The following is a 23,282-nucleotide window of genomic DNA, read 5'->3' on the forward strand; positions in this document are numbered from 1 at the left end:
CACTTTAATTTAATTCAATTACTTATTAAGTTTTCTTTTCTCTACTTTTTTGCCTTGAGCCATGGAATCATTATAACCCCAAACCCATGTAAGAATAAAGCTAACTAAAATTGCAGCAATACTTGAGAATAGAAATGCATAAAAGCTAGTTAAATCTGTTGCATGTTTTGGATTAAAGAATGACGAAAATCCAATTAATGATCCAGTAAAACCATACATACTACCATGCATCAATCCAGTAATAAAACCACCAACAGCAGAACCAATCAATCCTGAAACAAAGACTTTTCTATAACGTAAGTTAATCCCATAAATTGCAGGTTCAGTCACACCACAAAAAGCAGAAATTGCCGCTGCAATACCTAAAGACTTTAAGTCATTCTTTCTAGTCTTAATAGCAGCTGCTAAAACAGCTGCACCTTGAGATACCATAGTTACTGAGATGATAGCATTCAATGCACTTTCGCCAGAGCCGGCAATTTGTTGCGCAACAAGTGGAACGACTCCCCAATGTAAGCCAAAAATTACTAGTAATTGATAAAATCCACCAATAATTAATCCACCAATCCAACCTGATGAGTGAACTACGACATTAATCAAATCAGCAATTCCATTAGCTAATCCCTGAATTACTGGACCAGTTATAAGTAAAGTAATGCTTGATACTACAAGAATCGTAAACATCGGAATGAAAATCATCTGCAAAAAGCTTGGCAAAATCTTCTTAAGATAATCCTCTAACTTCTTAGCAAACCAAGCTGCCAAAATCATTGGGAAAATCGAGTAAGTGTAATTTAAGAATTGGAAGTGCACATTTCCAATTACGAAAATATCTTTAAACGCCTTACCCCAAGCAATCATTTGCGGATAAGTTAAGAATCCACCAATCACAGCCACAGTGATTGGATTGCCACCTAATCTCTTAGCAGCAGAAAAGCCAACTAAAATTGGTAAGAAGAAAAACGCCGCATCAGCCATAGCGCTGATTGTGATATACATTTCACTTTTAACATTAAGTAGATTTCCAAGTTGTGGCAAAGTCAACAGTGCTAAAATTCCTTTGATAATACCGCTTGCTGCAATAACACCAACAACAGGACTCATTGAACCAGTTATGATGCCAATAAGCTGGTTGAAAGCTCCACTAATGCCTTTACTTTCTGAAGTTTCTTCTTCAGCTTCGTCATTATCTGATAAGTTAGGCAGCTTCTTCATCACAGCATCATAAACCGCTGTAACTTCGTTACCAATAACCACCTGATATTGACCAGAAGCATGAATAACATCAATCACTCCGTCTGTATCTTGCAGAACTTCGTCATTAGCTTTTTGTTCATCTTTCAAACCAAAACGCAATCTGGTAATACAGTGAATTAAGGACTTAATGTTGTCTTCTCCACCAACATTTTCAATAATTACATCAGCTAAAGCGTCGTAATCCAGTTTTCCATCTTTTACGACAGCACTTTTTACATAAGCTGCAGCAACGGAAGCTTTTTCATTAGTTTCTACTTCTTCTAAGTCAAGTCCCTCAAGCTTAGCAGTCGAATTAGTCACAATAACCATCACTGTCGTGGCAAGATTATGCAATTTAATTGTTTCTAAAGACATAGTAGCAATCTTTTGACCAGCTGCTACTTTATCTCCTTGCTTAACAAAAACCTCAAATCCTTCTCCATTAAGACCAACTGTATCAATTCCCATATGAACTAACACTTCAAGTTCATCTTCAGTCTTAATTCCAATCGCATGCTTTGAATCGGCTACCATGGTAATTATTCCACTAACTGGAGCATAAATTGTACCTTCAAGTGGTTCTAATCCAAAACCTTCTCCCATAATTCCGGAAGAAAAGACTTCATCATTCACTTTATTTAATGCCAGCACTTGGCCTTTAGCTGGAGCCAGAATATTTATTTTTTTACTCATTTTCGACCTCCGAAAGCCCTTACATGTTTTTCTTACTTCAATATTAATCTTGTATATACAAGTTGTCAATAAAAATGTTTATCTTTTTTACTAGGCTAAAATTAAAGATTATATTTGTTGATACTTGTATATACATGCTATAAAATAAAAGAAAAGATGATAAGGGTGTGAGTTTATGAGTACTAGTAAATATGAAATTATTGCAAGTGATTTAGCAAAAAAAATTAAGTATAAAATTTACGAACCTGGCTCCTTTTTACCAAGCGAAAATCAATTGACAGATTTATACGGCACTTCAAGAGAAACTATTCGTAAAGTTTTAAAGATGATGCAAGAGCTTGGTTTAATTCAAAAAATTAGAGGAAAAGGTTCTTTAGTTTTAGATTTAGGTAGATATAGCTTCCCGATTTCCGGGCTAACTTCATTTAAAGAATTAAATCGCAGTTTAGGAATGAATGCAGAAACGATTCTTTTAGAAAACAGTGAAAAGTCTTTCCCTTCGACTTTCATGGGAAAAAGAATTGCTCCTGAAGATGCTATCTTTTTGAAGCGATTAAGAAAAATTGATGGTGAGCCAGCTGTAGTTGATGTTGACTACTTAATCAAAAAGTTGGTTCCTTCTATCAGCAATCAAGTAGCTCAAGATTCTATCTATGACTACTTAGAAAATAAACTTTCATTGAAGATTTCTTATGCTACTAAGGTTATTACTGTTGAAAAAGCTGATGAAAGCATCGCCAAGACTCTGAACTTAGCTCAAAATAGTAATGTCGTAATCGTCAGAAGTATGGTCTATCTAGACGACACCAGTTTACTTCAGCTAACCATTTCTTATCATAGACCTGATAAGTTTGAATTTACTGATTTTGCACGTAGACAAAAGATTTAGGAGAAAAATTATGACAAAACTCGGAAAAAAAGTAATTTATCAAATTTACCCAAAATCATTTTTTGATTCCAACAACGATGGAGTTGGCGACATTCCTGGCATTATCGAAAAAATCGATTATCTTGCAAAATTAAATATTGATATGATTTGGTTTAATCCATTCTACGTTTCTCCGCAAAAAGATAACGGCTATGATATTGCTAATTACCGTGAAATTGACCCGCATTTTGGAACCATGGCTGATTTTGAAAAATTAGTTGCCGAATTAAAAAAGCACAATATCGGTATCATGATGGATATGGTATTTAACCATTGCTCAACTGAACATGAATGGTTCAAAAAGGCTTTAGCTGGCGACAAGTATTATCAAGATTATTTTTACATCCGTGATGGCAAAAATGGTGGTTTCCCTAATAATTGGCGGTCAAAATTTGGTGGTCCTGCCTGGGAAAAATTCGGTGATACTGGTAAATATTATCTTCACCTATACGATCCAAGCCAAGCTGATCTTGATTGGCACAATCCAAATGTGCGCCAGGAATGTTTTGATATTGTTAATTTCTGGCGTCAAAAAGGGGTAACTGGTTTTAGATTTGATGTCTTGAATGTAATTGGAAAAGATAGGGTGTTAGTTGATTCAAAAGATCCAGCTCAAGAAAAAAGTCTTTATACTGATACGCCAGTTGTTCATACTTACATTAAAGAACTTAATCAGAACACTTTTGGTCAAGACCCAGATTGCATAACAGTCGGAGAAATGTCATCTACCACCTTGAAGAATTCAATCGGCTATACTAAACCAGACAATCATGAGCTATCTATGGTCTTTAGTTTCCATCATTTAAAGGTCGATTACCTAAATGGTGAAAAATGGAGTATCACCCATTTTGATTTTAAAAAGTTAAAAGATTTACTTTTAACTTGGCAAGAGGAACTAGATAAAGCAGATGGCTGGCAAGCACTTTTTTGGAATAATCACGACCAACCTTGGGCACTCAATCGTTTTGGCAATACTGGAAAATACCGGATTCAATCTGCACAGATGCTGGCGACAACGATTCATCTCATGCGAGGAACTCCTTATATCTACATGGGAGAAGAATTAGGTATGAAAGATCCAGCTTATCATTCAATTGATCAATATGTTGATGTCGAAGCAAAAAATGCCTATCGAGAATTACTAAAGAAATATCCTGAACCAAAAGCATTTGAAATCGTACACAGTAAAGCACGCGACAATTCTCGTGGGCCAATGCATTGGGATAATTCAGAATACGCCGGTTTTTCTAAGATAAAACCATGGTTAATGCCAACAGATCAGGAAGAAATTAACGTCAGAAAAGAACTGAATGATGGGCAAATTTTTAATTATTATCAAGAATTAATCAAACTTCGTAAAAATGAGCGATTAGTCTATGAAGGCCATATTCATGGCCTATTAAAAGATAATTCACATGTTCTTGCCTATGAGCGCTTCTTAGATGATACAAAAGAGAAAATCCTTGTCTTGAATAATTTTTCTGATAGAAAAGTTAAACTCAATTTACCAACAGAATGGCTAAATAAAGATGGTAATACCATAATTAGCAACTACAATAGAAAGCTTACACATTTAAATTCAGAATTAACACTAGAACCATATGAAAGTTTAGCCTTTAAATGCTAAAAATTTATATAAAAAAACTGTTAGCTCTTAATGAACTAACAGTTTTTTCTTTTTGGGCAAAGTTGGAATTCCACGTTCACAATAGGTCTTCCAAAACATCAACACTTCCCGTGCCTTGCTATTAAAAGCAGATGTCCCCTGATAAATATACGCATCTCGCGTTCTTTATCGACTCGTCGCTAATGATTATATCATCTATTCAACTGACTTTAAAGCATCTAGCATATCAACGTCTTTAATCTTCTTGTGCATAATAAATGCTAAGACAGTAGTCAGTACTGCTGGAATGAGGGCTGAGTAAATAAAGTTAGATATGTACATATTAGGATCAAACATAGCATTAACGGGTGGTAAGGTGGTAATAATAAAGCTATGTAACCAAATACCGACTAAATATCCAGCTAAGATACCTAGAATTGAAAGAATAATTGTTTCCCTATAAATGTACATCGTAACTTCTTTATCAAAGAATCCCAATACTTTAATAGTTGAAAGTTCACGCATTCTTTCGTCAACATTAATATTAGTTAAATTATAGATAACAACCAATGCCAAAATTGTAGAAATCGCAATCAAAATCAAAATAACTTTATTAAGTGAATTAATCAAGTTATCAATTGTTTTCTTATTGTTAACATTTTGATTAATACCTTTAATTGCGCCAGTAGCCATCAGTTTTTCAGAAACTGTTTGTAATTTACCTGACTTAGTAGTTATCAAATAACCATTAGTCTTATATTCTTTATCAAAGTAATGCTTATAAGCTTGTTTATTCATTACCATGTAGTGACCCATATACATTTCACAAATGCCACTAACTTTGAATTTTTTCCACTTATCGTTAGTATCTTTTAACTTAATATAATGTCCAACCTTAGCATTGGTTAATTGAGCCAACTTTTCAGAAATAATTACACCGTTATTGGTTAATTTTAATTTCTTTCCAGTAGAACTGCTCATTAAATTAATATACTTAGATAAGTCAGTATTCGCTTTAGGAACAATCACATTAATAGTTTGCTTAGTCTTGTCTTCCCCAAGATTACGATTCAAAGTAGTAAAGTGAATCTGTTTATAGCGTTTAACACTATTTGAATCTAGTTCATCCAATAAGTCAGTGTTTTGTTTAGAACTAGGATTTGAGTTTTTAACCGCAATCATGTCATATTTGATAATGTTGGTATATTGATTCTTACTAATTCCTGAAAGTGAATCTCGAATACCAAAAGCCATTACTAATAATCCTGTACAACCAGCAACCCCAAAGATTGTCATTAACATTCTTGTCTTATATCTAAAGAGGTTTCTGAAGGTAACCTTATGGTTAAAGCTTAATCTACTCCAAAATGGTGTGATTCTTTCAAGGAAAATTTTTGAGCCTTTTTTAGGTGGTTTAGGTAGTAATAATTGAGCTGGGCGGTCTTTAAGATCTTTCTTTAAGGCGTAAAGTGCTGCTAAAGTCGTACATGCCCATGCAACAACTAGTCCTAATATTAGCCAAACTAAAGAGAATTGACTTCTAAAGCCAGTCATAGTTGAATTGGCTGCATAAGCTTCAAAGATAATGCCAGGTAAAACTCTAAATCCACCCCAAGCTCCTAAAATAACTCCTAGTGTACTTGAAAGCATACTATAAACGATAAACTTCTTAGCTACATCAAAATTACTATATCCAATCGCCTTCATAGTACCAATATTAATTCTTTCTTCTTCCACAAATCTAGTCATTGTAGTTAAAGAAACTAAGGCAGAAATTGCAAATAAGAATACTGGGAAGATATTAGATAAAACGTCAATTCTTTCTGCATTTGAACGATAATTTTCATAACCTGGGAATTCATCACGAGTATTAACTGTGTAGCTAGGTTTATTCAAATGTTCAAGCTTCGCTTTAGCACTTTCAAGTTGCTTAATCTGACTTTGATATTCAGGTTTAACCGCTACAATTACATTTAACTTAGTTAAACTATCATTAATTTCAGCAATTTTATTTTTAGTTTTATTTTCTTTAGCTGAAATATTCTTATCTAATTCCTTCTTTAAATCTTTTTCCTTATCATTAATATAGTTAGAATACTTAGTTGAATATGGATTCATCTTAGCAGTCTTTTTATAAGTAATTCTAGCTATTCCAGTTGTTGTACCAGATTTAAAAGCCGACTTCTTTATAAAAGCAAATCCAGATAGTTGGCCTGTACCTACATTTGTTTGTCCCGTATCCAATTTATCTAAATATTCACTTGAACGGACATAACCAACAACTGTAAACTTTTTATGCTTTAAACTACTATGATTGTCTAAAGTTAACTTTTGGCCAAGTTTATACTTATCTTGCAATAAATAAGAAATAACTATTTCATTGTTAGCTTTAGGTAGATTCCCTTTAGTAAGCATGGCTTTTGAAATCTTCTTACTTTCAGAATATATTCTCAAGCTTCTTCTACTATTGTTAACAGTAGAATCCATAAGATAGCTGTATTCAACTAATTTTATATCTGATTGTTTTTCAATTTTCTGCTTGTCCTTTTGATTTAAACCATGATTTGAAAGAACTGTAATATCAGCTAAATTATTATTTTTAAATAAGTTAATAGCACTACTTCTCATATCTGGGCCCGTCATTTTAAGCCCAATAAAAGTAAATACAGCCACTATCATCAACATCAAAATTGCAATGAACCTACCTAATGAGTCAGTTATTGCCTGCCAAGCATCCTTCCATAGAATCCTTTTTCTCATTCAAATTCTCCTAGCTCTTACCATTCAATTTCGGAAATAGCTGTTGGATGTTCATTCTTTTCAATCTTCTTAACTTGACCATCATGAACATGAATTACTTGATTGGCAATCGGTGCGATTGTTGCATTATGCGTAACAATAACAACTGTTGAACCCTTCTTGATGCTCATTTCTTGTAAAATTTTCAAAACATGCTTACCTGTTTGATAGTCAAGCGCACCAGTTGGCTCATCACACAATAAAATAGCTGGATTCTTAGCTATTGCCCGGGCAATAGCAACACGTTGCTGCTCACCACCAGATAGTTGCGCAGGGAAGTTATTCATTCTATTCCCTAACCCCACTGCATTTAATGCTTCACTCGCTTCCATAGCATTAGGAACTATTTCAGCTGCTAATTCAACATTTTCTTTAGCAGTTAGATTAGGAACTAAGTTATAAAATTGGAAGACAAAGCCAACATCTTCTCTACGATAAGCTGTTAATTCTTTTCTAGAATAATTAGCAATATTATTTCCATTGACTATCACGTCACCGCTTGTTGAAGTATCCATTCCACCCAAAATATTAAGCAAAGTAGATTTACCTGCGCCTGAAGGACCTAGAATGACAACTAATTGTCCCTTTTCAATTGAAAATGTAATTGCTTTATTAGCAAAAATTGTTGTATTTCCATTTTTATATTCTTTTGAAATGTTTTTTACATCAATTATTGGCATAGTCTTCACTCTCCTAAGTATCAAGCTCCTTTAAGCTAATTTTATCATTGCTTAATTAGTTACAAATAATAAAATGACTTATATCACAAGATACAAGTCACCTTTATTATTTATTCTTATAATGCATTTTTAAACGATAAATAAACTCACTTTGCAAAGTTGATAATAAAAATCCCAAAGCAATGGCAACTGTAATGATTCCTACTCTCAGCATTAAGTCTTCGGCCAAATCATATTTGCCTTGTACCAATGCGCGTACAGCCATGTAAGCTGGTGCTCCAGGTACAAGAGGGACTAACGCTGGAATATTAAAAACAGATACAGGGCATTTTTTTATTCTTGCAAAATATAGGCCCAACATTCCAATTACAAAGGCACCAACTAAGTTAGCAATCATTCTTCCTGAATGTAGCCTAATTAGCACCCAATAGGTCATCCAACCGCAAGCCCCACTAATCCCAGTCAGAAAAAGCGCTCGTCTTGGAACATTAATTGTCAATGCAAAACCTATTGAACCAATTATTGAAAACACAATATTAATTAAAATCTGTAGCCATATTGTCATCTTAAGCACCTAAAAATCGCATAATAATACCTACTCCACCACCTAAAGCAAGTGCCGTCATCACCGCTTCAACAAAGCGTCCAATTCCACTCATTAAATCTCCTGCGAATAAATCACGCAGCGCATTAGTCAGAGCTAAGCCAGGAACCAGTGTCATTAAAGCACCAACTAATACTTTATCAATTGAACACTCTGGAACTAGCAAACGAATTAAGTAAGTTAATAATGCCATAAACATAGCTGCTATTAGCTCAGATAAGAATCTGATTCTAGTATATTTTTGAATAAAATAATAAACTAAGAATCCCAAGCAACCCACTATTGCAGCAGCTGGGAAATCAAGCCAGTCATAGCTATCAAAAAATAAAATCATTAAAGTTGAAGATAAGCTAGCAGCACCAATCAATTGAAGCCATAGAGGAAAAGCTGCTGTATTAGTTGCTACATCATGTAACTTCTCATCTAATTCTTGCAAATTAATTTCTTTATTAGCAAATTGACGAGATAAATTATTTACCCGATCAACTAGTTCTAAATTAATGTTTCGCTCACGCACTTGTTCTATTTGTGATAACTGACCTGAATCTAAAGTTAAAAAGACTCCAGTTGGAGTAGCAAAAACTTGTGGATCTGATACTCCGGCATTACGAGCTATTCTAAGCATTGTATCCTCAACTCTGCTCATTTCACTGCCGCCTTCAATCATCAGATGTCCCGCTAATAAACAAATCCGTTGTATTTCTTTTAAGCGTTCTTTATCTTCAAACATAATGACCTCAATTAGTTCATTTTTTCAATATCAATCGTCTTATCAACCCAATTTCCTCTAAAGAAATCACGTTCGTGACTAACAATGATAACAGCTCCTGGAAAATTTACAATTGCTTTTCTTAATGCATCCTTAGTTTCATTATCTAAGTGATTGGTTGGTTCATCAAGAAAAAGAATATTAGCTGGCTCAAATTGCATCTTAGCTAATTTTACTTTTTCTTGTTCACCACCTGATAATTCTCCTAGAGGACTCATAGCTTGTTGTGCTGTTAATCCCATTCTTGCCAAAGCTTGACGTAATTCTTTAGGTTTTATCTTTTCATAACACTCAGCTAGATATTGTAATGGGGTCATATTTTTATTAGGCCAAGCTAAATCCTGCTTAAAGTATGCTAATTTTGCTGTAGCAGATAATTCAAAATTACCATAAACTGGCTTTAATTTTCCTAGTAAGGTCTTCAATAAAGTAGTCTTCCCAATACCATTAAAACCAGTAACAGCTACTTTCTCGTTTCCACCCACACTAAAATTAAAGGCATGCTTCACTAATGCTCTATCATATCCAATAACTAAATCTTGAGTTTGTAATAATAAATTAGAAGCCGTAGCTACATATGGAAAGTCAAATTTTGCCCGCTTATTATTTTGTGGTGGGGTTAATTTTTCCATCCGATCAAGTTGCTTTTGCCTTGAACGTGCACTTTTAGCACGAGTACCGGCTTTATTTTTACGGATATAAGCTTCAGTTTTAGCTATCTTTCGCTGTTGATTTTGATATGCTTTTAAATAAGTTTCTCTATCTTGAGCTTTTTGACGCATTGCGTGCTTCAAATCACCTGTATAACGAGTAATAGTTCCAAAATCAATATCAATAATACAATTAGTAATTCGTCCTAAAAAATCATAGTCGTGGCTAACAACAATAAAAGCTCCTTCAAAATCATTTAAATAAGTAACTAGCCAATCTATGTGGTTAACATCAAGATAATTAGTCGGTTCATCTAGTACTAGTACTTGTGGCTTCTCTAAAAGTAATTTAGCTAAAATCAGCTTTGATCTTTGACCACCAGACATTTCACTGACATCTTTACCATAGCCTAATTCAAGCAGTCCTAGTCCACTTGCTACTTGATCAATGGCAGTATCAATATCATAAAAGCCCACTTCTTCTAAGTGAGTTTGAATCTTTCCTGCCTTATCCAGTAATGCTTGGTCACCTTTTTCACTATATTCAACATATAAGCTATTTAATTTTTCTTCTTGAGCAAATAAATCTGCGAATGCTGTTTTTAAAAAAGCTTTTAGAGTCATACCTGGAGTTAATTTGGCATATTGATCAAGATATCCTACCTTTATGTTTTTTTGCCATTTAACTTGTCCATCATCAGGCACAATTTCACCCGTTAAGATTTTTATCAAAGTAGATTTACCAACACCATTTTGACCAGTAACTCCCATATGATCTTCTTTGTTTAATACAAAGTTTGCATCTTCATATAAAGTCTTATCAATAAAGCTCTGACTTAAACCTTTAACTGTTAATAAACTCACTTTCTTCTCCCTTTTTGTTAGTTAAAAATCCATTATATACCACTAGGTATATTTTTACTTATTCTTTACTCTGTTGCTTTTGTTCATATTCTTGTAAAACATGCAAAACACGAGGCCACATTCTTTTAGGTAAAATTAATTGTAATTTATCCTGATAAATTGGAAAATCTGATTTTTTTAGCCCCGTCATCTTAGCTAATTCTGCATCATTAAGACCATACTGATATACAATTCGCTTAATTTCTGCGGAAGCATGAGCTCTAAAATATGAATAGACATAAGAAATAACCGCTATTAATGCTGCCCCAAAAATTGTAAAACTCAAATTTATATGAAATGTATTGAATAAAATAAAAAATACAGCAATAAAAGTTAATATAGCAGAAATAATTGCATAAATAATAGGAAAAATATTACTTTTTTTCATATAGCACCTCTTTTTTACATTTATATTTATATTTGTAACAAAAATGTAACTTTTATTTCAAATCACTAATATTTGTAATTTTACTATTAAAGTTCTGAAATATTCCACTTATATAATATTACCTATAAGAAATAAAAAGTTATCAATTTAAATTTTAGAGGGAGTAGATTTTTTATTTTATTAACTAAGCGTTTTGCTGCTATCGTTGTGGCTATTTCATTATTAATTGTAAACTTTATTGAAGTAAATCCAACACAAGCAGCTTCAGAAGAAACAAATTATAACGTATCAACCAGTTTGGTTAATGATACCATTAAGCCCGTAAAAATGCGCGCTAAATTAATTAAAGATAGACAAAAAGCTGCTATTGCAGAATTAACAAAAAATGCTAAAGCTGAACAAGCTAAGATGGATGCTCAAGCTAAGGCAGAAGCAGAAGCCAAAGCTCAAGAAGAACAAAAGCAAGCTCAACAAGCAGTTACTCAAGCACCAACAACTACTAGTGCTACAACTCAAACAGCTAATCAAAATGTATCTGGTGTAAACAAAGGTACTTTCAAACTTAGCTTTTATGATCCTGCCGCTTTAGGTTCAAATATGGGATACGATGGAGTTGCTGCTAACTTATCAGTTTTCCCTAAGGGTACTAAACTTAAGATTACTCTTTCAGATGGTACTGTTTGGTATCGAGTAGTTAATGATACTGGTGGCTTTGCCGCTGCTAATCCTAATCAATTAGATGTAGCTATGCCAAATAGCCAAGTTCCTGCTGCTGGAATCTTATATGCTACAGTTGAAGTTATTGGTTAATTATCTCAATTAAAATTCATAAATTTATATCCTAAAAAAGAGGGATGTGCGTAAAGCACGTCCCTCTTTTTAATTTTCTTTAGTCAATAACTCTCTGATCATGTCAGCATCTTCAACTTTTCCGGTATAAACTATTTCATCGCCCACTTCTAAAACAGTAGTACCATGAGGAGCTAACCATTCACCATCACGCTTAATACGGCTAACTGTAATTTTATCAATAAAAGATAAATCCATTAATTGGTGACCCGCATAGCGATGATTGCGAATCTTAACATCGTAAAGAATATTGTCTGAATCTGTCAAAATCTCATAAAAAGCTGGCGATTCTATCAATGCCCTCATTGCCGAAGTTCTAGCACTATAACCGTTAAATACTTCAATATCTAATTGAGTTAATTCGGCAATTCGATTTGCCTCAGGTTGCTTTTGTCTAACAATAACTCTTGAGACACCAGCTTGTTTAGCTTTTTTAGCAAACTCATAATTTCTTTCATCATCTGAGCCTGAACTTGCGACAATATCATAATTAAACTCGTTAATAGCTAGAACATTATTACAATATTTCAATGACTTTACACGACTTTTATAAGTATTATAGGCTTCTTGGTCATCAGTAATCATTTCAACTGAATACCATTTATCATGGAGTTCTTGAGCTACTGCAACTGAAAAAACATTAGCTCCATATATCAGAACTTTTTCTTTAATTTTATCTTCTGGTGCTAATTTGAACAACGAGTTAAAAATAATAGGACCTGCAATACAAGTAATGATAGCTGCCAAAGTAAAAGCATCTGATTGAGTTTTACTAATTGCATTCAATTTTCGAGCGACCTGTAAAGTCGGCAAAACAATTGTAATTGTTGTAGCGGTTAATAATCCACCAGCTAATGCGTTCCTCTTAGTAAAATATTTTAAGTATGTTAAGACAGCAGGCACTTTAGACACAAAAAATGCTAACACTAAAATCGGCAACAGCAACAACGCTGATTGATTAGTAAATAAGCTCTTCAAATTGAGTTTAGCACCTGTCATTATAAAGAAAAATGGAATAAAAAATCCATAACCAATAGATGTCAGCTTGTCCTTAGTGGCTTCACTAGGCTCTAATAGCTTCATTACCATACCAGCTAAAAACGCACCTAAAATATTTTCTGCACCTACTTTTTCAGCAATTGATACCAAAACAAAAATTAAGAAAAATGCTAAGCGTATATCTATTTGTGTGGTTTGCTTGGTAATTTTATTAAACCAAAGATATGGTCTCTTAAATCTAATTAATAATACAATAGCAGCTACAAATAAGAGAATAATCAACCATAGTTTTTCAGCATCACCACCATGAATTGAAGCATAAATTGTTAATCCCAATAATGGAACTACTTCCCCTAATACTGCCGTTAACAAAATACTTTGGCCTATGCTCTTACTCAAAATTTCTTTTTCTTTCAAAGTAGCAATAACCACTCCCAAAGCAACTGTCATAAAAATAATGCTTGCTAAAAGCATATCTTTAAATAGGCCTAAAATTGATAATATCCAGCCTAAAAAGATTGAAAAAGCAGCGATTCCTAAAAAAGATAATAAAGCTATTTTTACAGGATTTATTTGTGAATCTTGTTTTTTCTTAAAAAGGTCAAATTCTATCTCCATTCCTGATAAGAAAATCAGAATAATAACCCCTAAATTAGATAAAAAACTTAATTGACTATTACTAGTATCAACCCAATTAAATCCACTAACACCTAAAACAATTCCTACAATAATTTCAGCAACAGCTGTCGGAATATTGTGTAGATTAAACTTAGCCATCCAAATTGGAATAACTAAGGCCATTAAAATTACTAGAAGCATAATATCTCCCCTCTTTTTTATCTTAAGAAAAGGATAACAAAAAGAGCTCTCTAATCAAAGAGAACTCTTTTTAAAAAAATTAATTTACACTAACATATTGTGCTGGTACCCATTGGTTTTCACCTATTTTATACCATGTTTGGCCATTGTAATTTTGGGTCTCAAAATATTTTACTGTTGTGCCATTCTCCAGATACTTTCCTGTTGAATTTCTGCCTGGATTTGACCATATTGCTATACCATATCCGGATATGTATTTTACTGTCACGCTTCCACTATTATTTGATGCATTTACTTTTACATATTGACCTGGTACCCATTGGTTTTCACCTATCTTATACCATGTTTGACCATTATAATTTGCGGTTGCGTAATATTTTACACTTGTTCCATCCGATATGTACTTTCCTGTTGAGTTTCTGCCTGGTTCACTCCATACTACTATGCTATAGCCTGGATAATTTACTGTTACTGTATTATTTCCGCTAGTAGTATCCGTTGAACTTACTGCTTTCGTATATTCTGCTGGTATCCACGTATTATCTGCTAGCTTATACCATTTCTTGCCATTTACTGTGGTATAACCTACTGTTTGGACTTTTGTTCCATCTGATAAGTACTTTCCTGTTGAGTTTTTACCTGGTTCACCCCATACAGCTATGCTGTAGTGCGGATAATTTATCGCTACTGTATTACTTTCATTAGTAATATTCGTTACTACTGTTGATGAACTTACTACTTTAGTATACTCTGCCGGTATCCACGTATTATCTGCTAGCTTATACCATTTCTTACCATTTACTGTGGTATAACCTACTGTTTGGACTTTTGTCCCATCTGATAAGTACTTTCCTGTTGAGTTTCTACCTGGTTCACTCCATACAGCTATACTGTAGTGCGGATAATTTATCGCTACTGTATTACTTTCATTAGTAATATTCGTTACCACTGTTGATGAACTTACTACTTCAGTATATTCTGCTGGTATCCACGTATTATTCGCTAATTTATACCATTTCTTGCCATTAGCTGTAGTATATCCAATCGTTTGTACTTCTGTTCCGTCTTTTAAATATTGGCCTGTTGTTCCTATTGCTGGATTTGACCATACTGCTATGCTATAGCCTGATATATATTTTATTTTTACTTTTGTATTTTGATTTACTACATTGTTATCAATTGTTGGTATTCTTGATGCACCTGTGACATATACATATTCCCCTGGTACCCAATTACCTGATGATAGCTTATACCACCATGCTCCATTTACTTGGATTTTTCCAACTACTGTTTGGGTCGTTCCCTTTTGTAAGTAGCCTACTACTCCACTACCTGGATTTTTCCATTCTGCAATTGCACTCGTGTATACTACCTTAATTGCTGCATTACCTGCATCGGTTGTTGTTCCTGCTTTTTCTGTTGTGGTAGCTTGAGTTGAACTTCCGGTTAACAATGAACCATTAATCCAACCATTGCTAATATGCATATAACTTAGTCCATTTTTATAAGTAACTGTTTTATCAACAGTAACCACTTGACCAGCAGTAATATTACCAGTTGCACTAACTACACTAGAATCGGCTGGACCGGAATAAACTGTTCCATTTGATAAAACTCTCATTGTTTTAGTTGTGGTATCTACAGACGGATCGTATTGATTAAGACCGTAAGAAGAAATTACTCTATTTAACGATTGAGGATAAGTTGGTGAAGTAGCATAACCCCCATCTTTCAAGCCCTGTGTAGCCACTTGATAGTTTGCAGCATTTTCAATCCAAGCCATTCTATAACGACTTGGATTATCGGTAGTACCTGTTCTTAATTTGTAACCATTATCTTCAAAAGATGCTGCCCAAGAAGGATATTTTCTAAAACCAGCATTTATATTGTAATAACCTGTTCCAGAGGCCCATTCTGAAGTATTAGTATAATAAGTTTGTCCATTATATGAACCTTTCATACCAAATAGGTTATTAGCCTGTGTGGCGAGAAGTGAAGCGCCCCAACCAGATTCAAGTATTGATTGTGCAAGCATGACGGAAGTATACGTTCCATACCTAGCAGAAGCTGCTTCAGCATTAGGTATAGCTGTATTTAAAAATGCTTGCTGTTGACCAGTGACTGCTTTAGCAGTATAGGAAGTCTGAATATTAGCTAAATTGTTGGTAACTGGCACAGCAACGGAGGCTAGTAAAGCTGCGGTAGCAACGCCAGTGATTTTTTTAGTTTTCATATTATAATTCCCTCCAATATAATCCAATTATATTGTACGTTGGCAATCGTCGCCATTCAACCGAACTAGAGTTTTGCAACAAAACAGTAATATTTATACACTTTTTTAACAAAAATGTTAATTTCAGTCATTAAATAAATATATCTCCATAATATTTTTGCTACTGTTTGGGACTCTGAGTTTTCTTTTGTTATAATGTGGGTATAAATTGAGAGTTTATATCTCTAATTTTTGGAGGTTACATTTAATGAAGAAAATTAACTTATTTATTTCCATTGTTGCTGTAATAATCGTTGCAGCAGGTGGCTTTCTTTTTTATTCAAATAAAAGCCAAAGCACTAATACAAGTATTAGTGCTAGCTCCCCCTACACTCAAGCAATGGCAAGTGGGAAAGAAAATGTCAAAAATGAAAAATACGACGCTGCAGCTAGTGACTTTAATAAAGCCTACGATTTAAAGCATACAGCTAAAGCTAAAGCTTACGCTAATCAAGCTGAAAATATGTCAGATGCTATAACTTATGGTAAACGTGCCAAATACACTGCATCTTTAAATTCCATTAATAAAGTTATTAATGAAGAAAATGGTTATGATGTTTTAATTTCAAAGGCTCAAACTTTAAAGAAAGTTATAAAGACCGCTTATAACAATTACAAAACCACTATCCAGCCTTTACTTGAAGCCGCTCAAGAAGCAGAACGTAAGCAGAACTTCCAATTAGCTATTAATAATTATGAACAAGTTCTAGAACTTCCATATATTAATGATAGATATTACCAAGCAATTAAATCAAATACTGAAGATAAATTAAACAAAGACAAAGCTTTACTTAAGAAGCAATCATCCTCATCATCTTCTTCAAGTTCAATGCAGTCTTCTAGTTCTTCAAGCTCAAATTCTAATTCCAAAATGAATGGCGAATTTTCTGGTAATCGAACTGTTGATGGCAAAAATGTTTCTAGTGCAACTCAATCAGAAATTCGTAATCGTTTAAATTCTCTTGGATATAATGCTAGTCCATGGAGCCCTCAAGATATCATTAATTTATACAGATATGCATTTGCCCAAGGTCATAAGACCCCTGATTCAATTACTAAAAGTGACGTAGAAAACTACTTAAAGCCTTCAAACTAGTTGATTTTAAGTTGATTTCTGGGTAAAATTACAAGTGATTTATTTTAATTTAGTTAATTAATCTGGACATTTTTAAAGGAGTTCTTACCTTGACTGAAGAATTAAACAAAAATAATGACGAATTTGAAGTTGTTGTACCAGAAGCTAATCGCGAAGAAATGCCTAAAGCTGAATTTAAGGAACAACCTGCTTACCTTGTAAACTTCGCCAACTTCTACATTGCTAAGTACAATCAAAATGACCTTGAAATTATGGGGTCATTCGATAAAAAAGGTAATATTTTAGATATCAATACCTATTTGCTTAATAACATCAACTTTTCAAGAAAAGAATTAGTAAAGCATGTATTAAATGTTCACGACTACAACTTTAAGAGCTTGCTTGATGAAGTTGTTGCCAAAAGTAACATTGATCCAGAAAGCTTCGCTACTTTTGAAGATTGGGATAAGTGGTATGAAGCTGAACGTAATCAAATTCCTGGAAGTTTATCATAATCGATATTTATTCCTTGATTTGAAAAAATGGGACAGTCAAAAAGAATGTCGATTGGCATTCTTTTTTTGATTAAAGTTTTTTCTTACATAAAAGAGGTTCATGATGAAATTAAAAAAGCGTGATCGACTAACAGCTGCTGGTTTATTAATCTCAATCGGTATTGTTTATGGAGATATCGGAACCAGTCCCCTTTATGTTATGAAATCAATTGTAGCTGGAAATGGAGGAATGACTAATATTAGTCGCGAACTAATATTAGGAGCTATCTCTTTAATTTTTTGGACAGTTACACTATTAACTACCGTAAAATACGTTGCTATTGCATTAAAAGCTACTAACCATGGGGAAGGTGGTATCTTTGCTCTCTATGCTTTAGTTAGAAAGAGAGCTAAGTGGTTAGTCATTCCAGCCTTAGTTGGTGGAGCTGCTTTACTAGCAGATGGGGCATTAACTCCTGCAGTTACAGTTACTACGGCTATTGAAGGACTTAAAGGAATGAACTTTGGTGGAAATGTGTTAGTTTCTACCCAAGGAATGGTAATTCTAATTACTGTTTGCATCCTCCTTTTATTATTTGCCATCCAACGAATGGGAACTAGCCTTATTGGTAAGGCATTTGGTCCAATTATGTTAATTTGGTTTACCTTCCTTGGTGTAATCGGCTTAATTAATATGGCAAATGATTGGTCGATTTTACAAGCTTTAAATCCAATTTATGCCGTAAAAATACTGTTTAGCCCAGTAAATAAAGTAGGTATTTTTATACTAGGTTCTATTTTCCTAGCTACTACTGGGGCAGAAGCCTTATATTCAGATGTTGGACATGTTGGTAAGGCAAATATCAAAGGCTCTTGGCCATATGTATTCATTTGCTTAGTTTTAAATTACCTTGGCCAAGGTGTTTGGATTTTACAAAATCCGGGCTTTAAAACTAGTGGAGACTTTAATCCTTTTTATCAAATCGTTCCTGAAAATATCAGAGTCTATGCAATCATTCTAGCTACAATGGCTGCTATTATTGCTTCTCAAGCCTTGATTACAGGATCATTTACTCTTGTTTCTGAAGCCAGCCAACTAAAATTTTTGCCACGAATGAATATTGTTTATCCAACTACAGAACAAGGACAAATTTATATTCCTTCTGTTAATAAGATGCTTGGGGCAACTACTTTAGCTGTAGTTTTCTTCTTCCAAACTTCTGAACATATGGAATCAGCATATGGGTTGGCAATTACAGCCACTATGTTAATGACAACTATTTTATTATCCGAATATCTAGCAAAAAAAGGAGTACACTTTATCTGGCGCATCCTATTCCTAGCTTTCTTTGCTGCAATAGAAATGATGTTCTTAATCTCCAGCTTAGTTAAATTTGTTCACGGTGGTTATGTAACTGTAATCATCGCCGGATTAATTGGAATAGTTATGTACATTTGGTACTTTGGTAATAAAGTACGTGATAAAAGAGAATCACGTAATTCTTATGTTCGTTTAGATGAATATACTAGTATGCTAACCAACTTAAGTCACGATGAAAATTATCCGACTTATGCCACCAACTTAGTTTATATGGCAAAAGTTAAGTATAATAAATTCATCAAACGTGAAGTTCTTTATTCTATCTTGGATAAACGACCAAAGAGAGCTCAAGCATACTGGTTTGTTACGGTTAATGTAACTAATGAACCTTTTACTGCAGAATATGCTGTAAATACCTATGGAACAAAAAATGTTATCAATATCCAGCTTTATCTAGGGTTCAAAAAGCAAACTAGTGTTAATGTGTACTTACGACAAATAATTCATGACTTGATTGCTGACGGAACAATTGAATCTCAGCCTCAAGAATATACAACTACACCAGGTAGAGATGTCGGTGACTTTAGCTTCGTTATTGTTCAAGACGTAGTAAGTCCACAAACAGAATTGACAACTTACGAAAAATGGATTATCCAAGCTCGAGTTGGTCTACAAAACTCATCTTCTAATCCCGCTAGTTGGTTCGGACTTGACTATGCAGATACAGTAGTTGAACGAGTCCCTTTAATTTTAGGAAAACCAACTCCTTCATACATTAAGCGAGTTGAACCAATTAACTATGCTAACTTAAAAAAGAAGCTAAAGGGGGATGGAACCCGAGCATAATAAAAACGACTTCATATGATATGAAGTCGTTTTTATTTACACTTTACCAGATTTCAACCCGCTTTTCTGGTTCTAGATACATACCATCACCAGGCTTAACATCAAAAGCCTTGTAAAATTCTTCTTGGCATTGACTTTGGACGTTAGCACGAAGTGGACCTGGAGCATGAACATCAATAGCAGTAATACTCTTGATTGCTTCTTCTTTTTGCTTAATTGCCCATACACGAGCAAAGTTTTCGAAGAGTTCTTGCATACTTGCATCCCCTTCGCCTTTTGCTGCATGAACAGCAGCGGTTAATCCACCTTGATCGGCAATGTTTTCTGAAACAATTTGTTTTCCATTAAGCTTAACTGGACCATATTGAATTCCATCAAACAATTTAATTTCAGCTTGAATCCGCTTCTTAAATTCAGCATAGTCTTCATCTTGCCACCAGTTAACCATGTTACCAAACTCGTCAAACTGAGAACCATTGTTATCAAAGGCGTGAGAAATTTCATGAGCTATAACTACTCCAATACCACCGTAGTTTTCGCTTCTAGTTTGATTCAAATCGTAGAATGGCTTTTGTAAAATTGCAGCTGGGAAAGTTAAGTCATTTCTTTGTGGATCATAGCATGCATTGACTAAGTTACCAGGCATTGCCCAAACGCTCCGATCAACTGGCTTAGGAAGTTGTTCATATTCATATGCTTGTGAAATCTTACTATTTTCAGCTAAGTTTTCATATAAGCTAGCACTTTCATCAACCTTGAATCGGTTATATACTTCCTCACTTTTTTCTGGGTAGCCAATCTTAAGTTCCAAAGCTTGTAACTTAACAATAGCCTTATCACGAGTAGCCTTTGAAAGCCAAGAATTTTCTGATAAACGCTTTTCATAGACTTTAATCATCTTATGAATCATGTCGATAACATCGGCCTTAGCGTCTTTACCAAAGTAAGTTTGACCATAGTAAATACCAACTACTTCACTAAATTGACTATTAGCAAGTCGATAAGCTTGCTTTTCACCACTTGAAAGTTCTGCTTGACCATATAAAGCCTGACTAAATGGGAAAGCAGCTTGACGGAAATCAGCTGATAAACTTGCTGCGGCATTATTGATAAAGCGAGCTAACATCCAGCCTTTAATTTCTTCAAAAACACTTTCATTAAATAATTCTTCTGCATGATCTAAGTAACCTGGATCTGCTTCAATTACTCGGTCCGGTTTCATTCCAACTAAGCCTTCAATATGACTAACAATATCATAGCTCTTAAACTTAGCTGCAAAGTCAGCTAAACTCATTGGGTTATAGCTTGCTGGATAATCAGCCCATTCTTCACTAGACTTAACTACCTTGGCAATTCTAGCATCGTATGCAAGCGCCTTTTCAACATATTTTTCTGCTTCAGCTGAACTCAAGCCAGCCATCTCTAGCAAGTTAATAGTTTGCTTTTGATAAATTGGAAGCAATTGGTCTTTAGCTTCTGTTTGATAAGTTACTGTATCTGGCAAAATAGTGCTTGGACCAACATTATTCAAAATGTTAACCTTAGTATTCTTCATGTCTGGTTCAACACCAAAAAATAAAGGCACTGGAAGACCTTCTTTATCAAGTTCTAAGGCCTTTTCTTTTAAATCAGCAAAATCTTTTAAATCAAGTAATTGCTTAAGTCTTGCCTTAATTGGTTCGGCACCTTCACTATTACGCTTATCAAAATCGCGAGCAACTTTATATAGCGCAACAGCCTTATCTAAGTTAGGAACATTTGGAATCGCCTTTTTACCATCAGCAAAATCAGCAAAATCTTGCATCAATTGCTTTTCTACATTTTCATCGATTTTACCAAAGCTTCCCATACTTGAACGGTCAGCTGGAATTTCAATTGTCTTAAGCCAATCAGAGTTAACAGCTAAATATAAGTTATCTTGAGGGCGAACGCCAGATTTAGGACTAGTAATATCTCCTGCGCCACCACGTACAGCTTGTTTATTCATAATTAACCTCCTTAAGATATGTTATTCTAATGATACCATTATTAAAATTAACTTGTCTATTATTAAATTTATTAAAAAAGGCACCGATATTGGTACCTTAATTTATTTGAATAACTTAATTTTTGATTTTACATGAGTATGCATGGGTACAAGAATGGCTAAACACAAAAAGATGACAATTGCTGCAAAAATAAAGAAAGGAATATAACTAAATTGGTCAATAATCAATCCTCCAATTAATGGACCAATTGCCCGGCCAGCCGAGCTTGCAACAATAGTGAGTCCCTGATATTCTCCCTTTACTTCGATAGGTGTTAAATCATTGACATATGAGGGAATAGCAGGAAAAGCTGTCGCCTCTCCGAATGTTAAAATTACCATTGATAATAAAAAATGCCCAAAATCTCTAGCAAAAATTAATGTTACAAATGATAATGAAAACATTAAAATTCCAAACACAACCTGTTGAAAAGTTGTTTTAAAAATATGTTCAAAGCGAGCTAAAACGGCTTGAATTATTACAATTATTAACGCATTGACAGTCCAAAGTAAGCTATACATATGAAATGGAATCTTAAAAGAAACAATATAAACTGACAAGTTTGATTCCCAGTTCATATACATCAACCATGTTATCCCTAAAGTAATGAACAAACCATAATTCATCAATAAATTTGCTTTAGGTAATTTGACCTTTTTCTTTTCTTTTTTCACTTTATTTTTGAGTAATTCTTTATGATAAGCAATAATTGGCCGATAATTAATTGCCGCATTTATCGTTGCTAATAAATACAAAATTGCTGCCAATACAAATAAAAAAATTACTGAAAAGTCATATAAATATCCTACCGCTAGTGTACCAGTTACTACACCAATATTTTGAGCAAAATAAATTAAGTTAAATACCTTTTTACTAGGGATTTTCTTAATACTAGTTGCCATAGAGTTGATTAAGGCACCATCCCAACCAGCAAAAAAGCCTGCTAAAGTCAACCACAACCAATATTCGGGCCAACCTGGAAATAAGGCCAATAAGAACAATACTACCGCATCTAAAAATAAACCAGCAACTACTAAGGGATATGGATTAATTCGATCGTAGAGTCGCCCAGCAATCATTGAGCCAAACATATTAGCCATACAATTAAAAAATAGGACAACTCCAATCATTGCCAAACTAACATGCAATTCCTTATTTAAATAAACTGATGTTAAAGGCCAGATAAAACTTGACCCTAACCAAGTAATTAGCTCGCCTAATAGAAGTGAGTGAATATTTACTTCTTTGACTTGAGTGGCACCATGCGCCGTTTTCATAATTTCTCCTCCAAACTTATTATCCTAAGTTTAGCAAGAAAAAGATG

At 34.0% G+C, this 23,282-nt stretch carries 17 protein-coding genes; 6 read left to right on the forward strand and 11 right to left on the reverse strand.

The genetic code is table 11. The features are described 5' to 3' along the window. Positions 1-18 precede the first annotated feature (18 nt). On the reverse strand, positions 19-1,929 hold the full coding sequence (locus FC45_RS02785; protein ID WP_006585286.1) for a PTS sugar transporter subunit IIABC: 1,911 nt from the start codon (positions 1,927-1,929) through the stop codon (positions 19-21). Positions 1,930-2,104: 175 nt separating this feature from the next. Between FC45_RS02785 and treR the strand changes: the two genes are divergently transcribed. Continuing rightward, positions 2,105-2,818: a trehalose operon repressor gene (gene treR / locus FC45_RS02790; RefSeq protein WP_006588288.1), complete on the forward strand. Its 714-nt coding sequence runs from the start codon at positions 2,105-2,107 to the stop codon at positions 2,816-2,818. A gap of 10 nt (positions 2,819-2,828) precedes the next feature. Then, entirely contained in the window at positions 2,829-4,484 is a 1,656-nt protein-coding gene (treC, locus tag FC45_RS02795) for an alpha,alpha-phosphotrehalase (RefSeq protein WP_006585287.1), read from the forward strand. Between the two features lie 195 nt (positions 4,485-4,679). On the opposite strand, the gene FC45_RS02800 is transcribed toward treC, so the two are convergent. The 6 genes from FC45_RS02800 to FC45_RS02825 all read right to left on the reverse strand — a co-directional run bounded on the left by FC45_RS02800 (position 4,680) and on the right by FC45_RS02825 (position 11,256). Further along, on the reverse strand, positions 4,680-7,223 hold the full coding sequence (locus tag FC45_RS02800; protein ID WP_006585288.1) for an ABC transporter permease: 2,544 nt from the start codon (positions 7,221-7,223) through the stop codon (positions 4,680-4,682). 17 nt (positions 7,224-7,240) lie between these two features. Then, positions 7,241-7,942 carry an ABC transporter ATP-binding protein gene (locus FC45_RS02805; protein WP_006585289.1) on the reverse strand — a complete coding sequence of 234 codons (702 nt, stop codon included), beginning with the start codon at positions 7,940-7,942 and terminating at the stop codon, positions 7,241-7,243. 106 nt (positions 7,943-8,048) lie between these two features. Continuing rightward, on the reverse strand, positions 8,049-8,507 hold the full coding sequence (locus FC45_RS02810) for a threonine/serine exporter family protein (RefSeq protein ID WP_006585290.1): 459 nt from the start codon (positions 8,505-8,507) through the stop codon (positions 8,049-8,051). 1 nt (position 8,508) lies between these two features. Continuing rightward, positions 8,509-9,276: a threonine/serine exporter family protein gene (locus tag FC45_RS02815; RefSeq protein WP_006585291.1), complete on the reverse strand. Its 768-nt coding sequence runs from the start codon at positions 9,274-9,276 to the stop codon at positions 8,509-8,511. Between the two features lie 11 nt (positions 9,277-9,287). After that, positions 9,288-10,829, reverse strand: a complete 1,542-nt coding sequence (locus FC45_RS02820) for an ABC-F family ATP-binding cassette domain-containing protein (protein ID WP_006585292.1) — start codon at positions 10,827-10,829, stop codon at positions 9,288-9,290. A 58-nt stretch (positions 10,830-10,887) separates the two neighbouring features. Then, positions 10,888-11,256, reverse strand: a complete 369-nt coding sequence (locus tag FC45_RS02825) for a hypothetical protein (RefSeq protein ID WP_006588289.1) — start codon at positions 11,254-11,256, stop codon at positions 10,888-10,890. Between the two features lie 207 nt (positions 11,257-11,463). Between FC45_RS02825 and FC45_RS02830 the strand changes: the two genes are divergently transcribed. Continuing rightward, positions 11,464-12,066, forward strand: coding sequence for an RlpA-like double-psi beta-barrel domain-containing protein (locus tag FC45_RS02830; RefSeq protein WP_006588290.1), 603 nt, complete (start codon positions 11,464-11,466; stop codon positions 12,064-12,066). A 69-nt stretch (positions 12,067-12,135) separates the two neighbouring features. On the opposite strand, the gene FC45_RS02835 is transcribed toward FC45_RS02830, so the two are convergent. Beyond that, positions 12,136-13,923, reverse strand: coding sequence for a cation:proton antiporter family protein (locus FC45_RS02835; protein ID WP_006588291.1), 1,788 nt, complete (start codon positions 13,921-13,923; stop codon positions 12,136-12,138). Positions 13,924-14,002: 79 nt separating this feature from the next. Continuing rightward, positions 14,003-16,156 carry a glycoside hydrolase family 73 protein gene (locus tag FC45_RS02840; protein WP_006588682.1) on the reverse strand — a complete coding sequence of 718 codons (2,154 nt, stop codon included), beginning with the start codon at positions 16,154-16,156 and terminating at the stop codon, positions 14,003-14,005. Between the two features lie 247 nt (positions 16,157-16,403). On the opposite strand from FC45_RS02840, the gene FC45_RS02845 reads away from it, so the two are divergent. From FC45_RS02845 to FC45_RS02855, 3 genes are all read left to right on the forward strand, one after another. After that, positions 16,404-17,291: a hypothetical protein gene (locus tag FC45_RS02845; protein WP_006588294.1), complete on the forward strand. Its 888-nt coding sequence runs from the start codon at positions 16,404-16,406 to the stop codon at positions 17,289-17,291. Positions 17,292-17,353: 62 nt separating this feature from the next. After that, positions 17,354-17,785 carry a hypothetical protein gene (locus FC45_RS02850; RefSeq protein WP_006588681.1) on the forward strand — a complete coding sequence of 144 codons (432 nt, stop codon included), beginning with the start codon at positions 17,354-17,356 and terminating at the stop codon, positions 17,783-17,785. A 103-nt stretch (positions 17,786-17,888) separates the two neighbouring features. Then, positions 17,889-19,931 carry a KUP/HAK/KT family potassium transporter gene (locus FC45_RS02855; protein WP_006585297.1) on the forward strand — a complete coding sequence of 681 codons (2,043 nt, stop codon included), beginning with the start codon at positions 17,889-17,891 and terminating at the stop codon, positions 19,929-19,931. A gap of 43 nt (positions 19,932-19,974) precedes the next feature. Here the strand turns inward: FC45_RS02855 and FC45_RS02860 are convergent, their stop codons facing one another. Together FC45_RS02860 and FC45_RS02865 are read right to left on the reverse strand one after the other, a co-directional pair. Then, the gene (locus FC45_RS02860) at positions 19,975-21,918 is read right to left on the reverse strand and encodes a M13 family metallopeptidase (RefSeq protein WP_006588296.1); all 1,944 of its coding nucleotides are present in this window, start codon (positions 21,916-21,918) and stop codon (positions 19,975-19,977) included. Between the two features lie 102 nt (positions 21,919-22,020). After that, the gene (locus tag FC45_RS02865) at positions 22,021-23,235 is read right to left on the reverse strand and encodes an MDR family MFS transporter (RefSeq protein ID WP_006585298.1); all 1,215 of its coding nucleotides are present in this window, start codon (positions 23,233-23,235) and stop codon (positions 22,021-22,023) included. Between the last annotated feature and the right edge of the window lie 47 nt (positions 23,236-23,282).

This window comes from Lactobacillus jensenii DSM 20557 (assembly GCF_001436455.1).
Lineage (GTDB): Bacteria > Bacillota > Bacilli > Lactobacillales > Lactobacillaceae > Lactobacillus > Lactobacillus jensenii.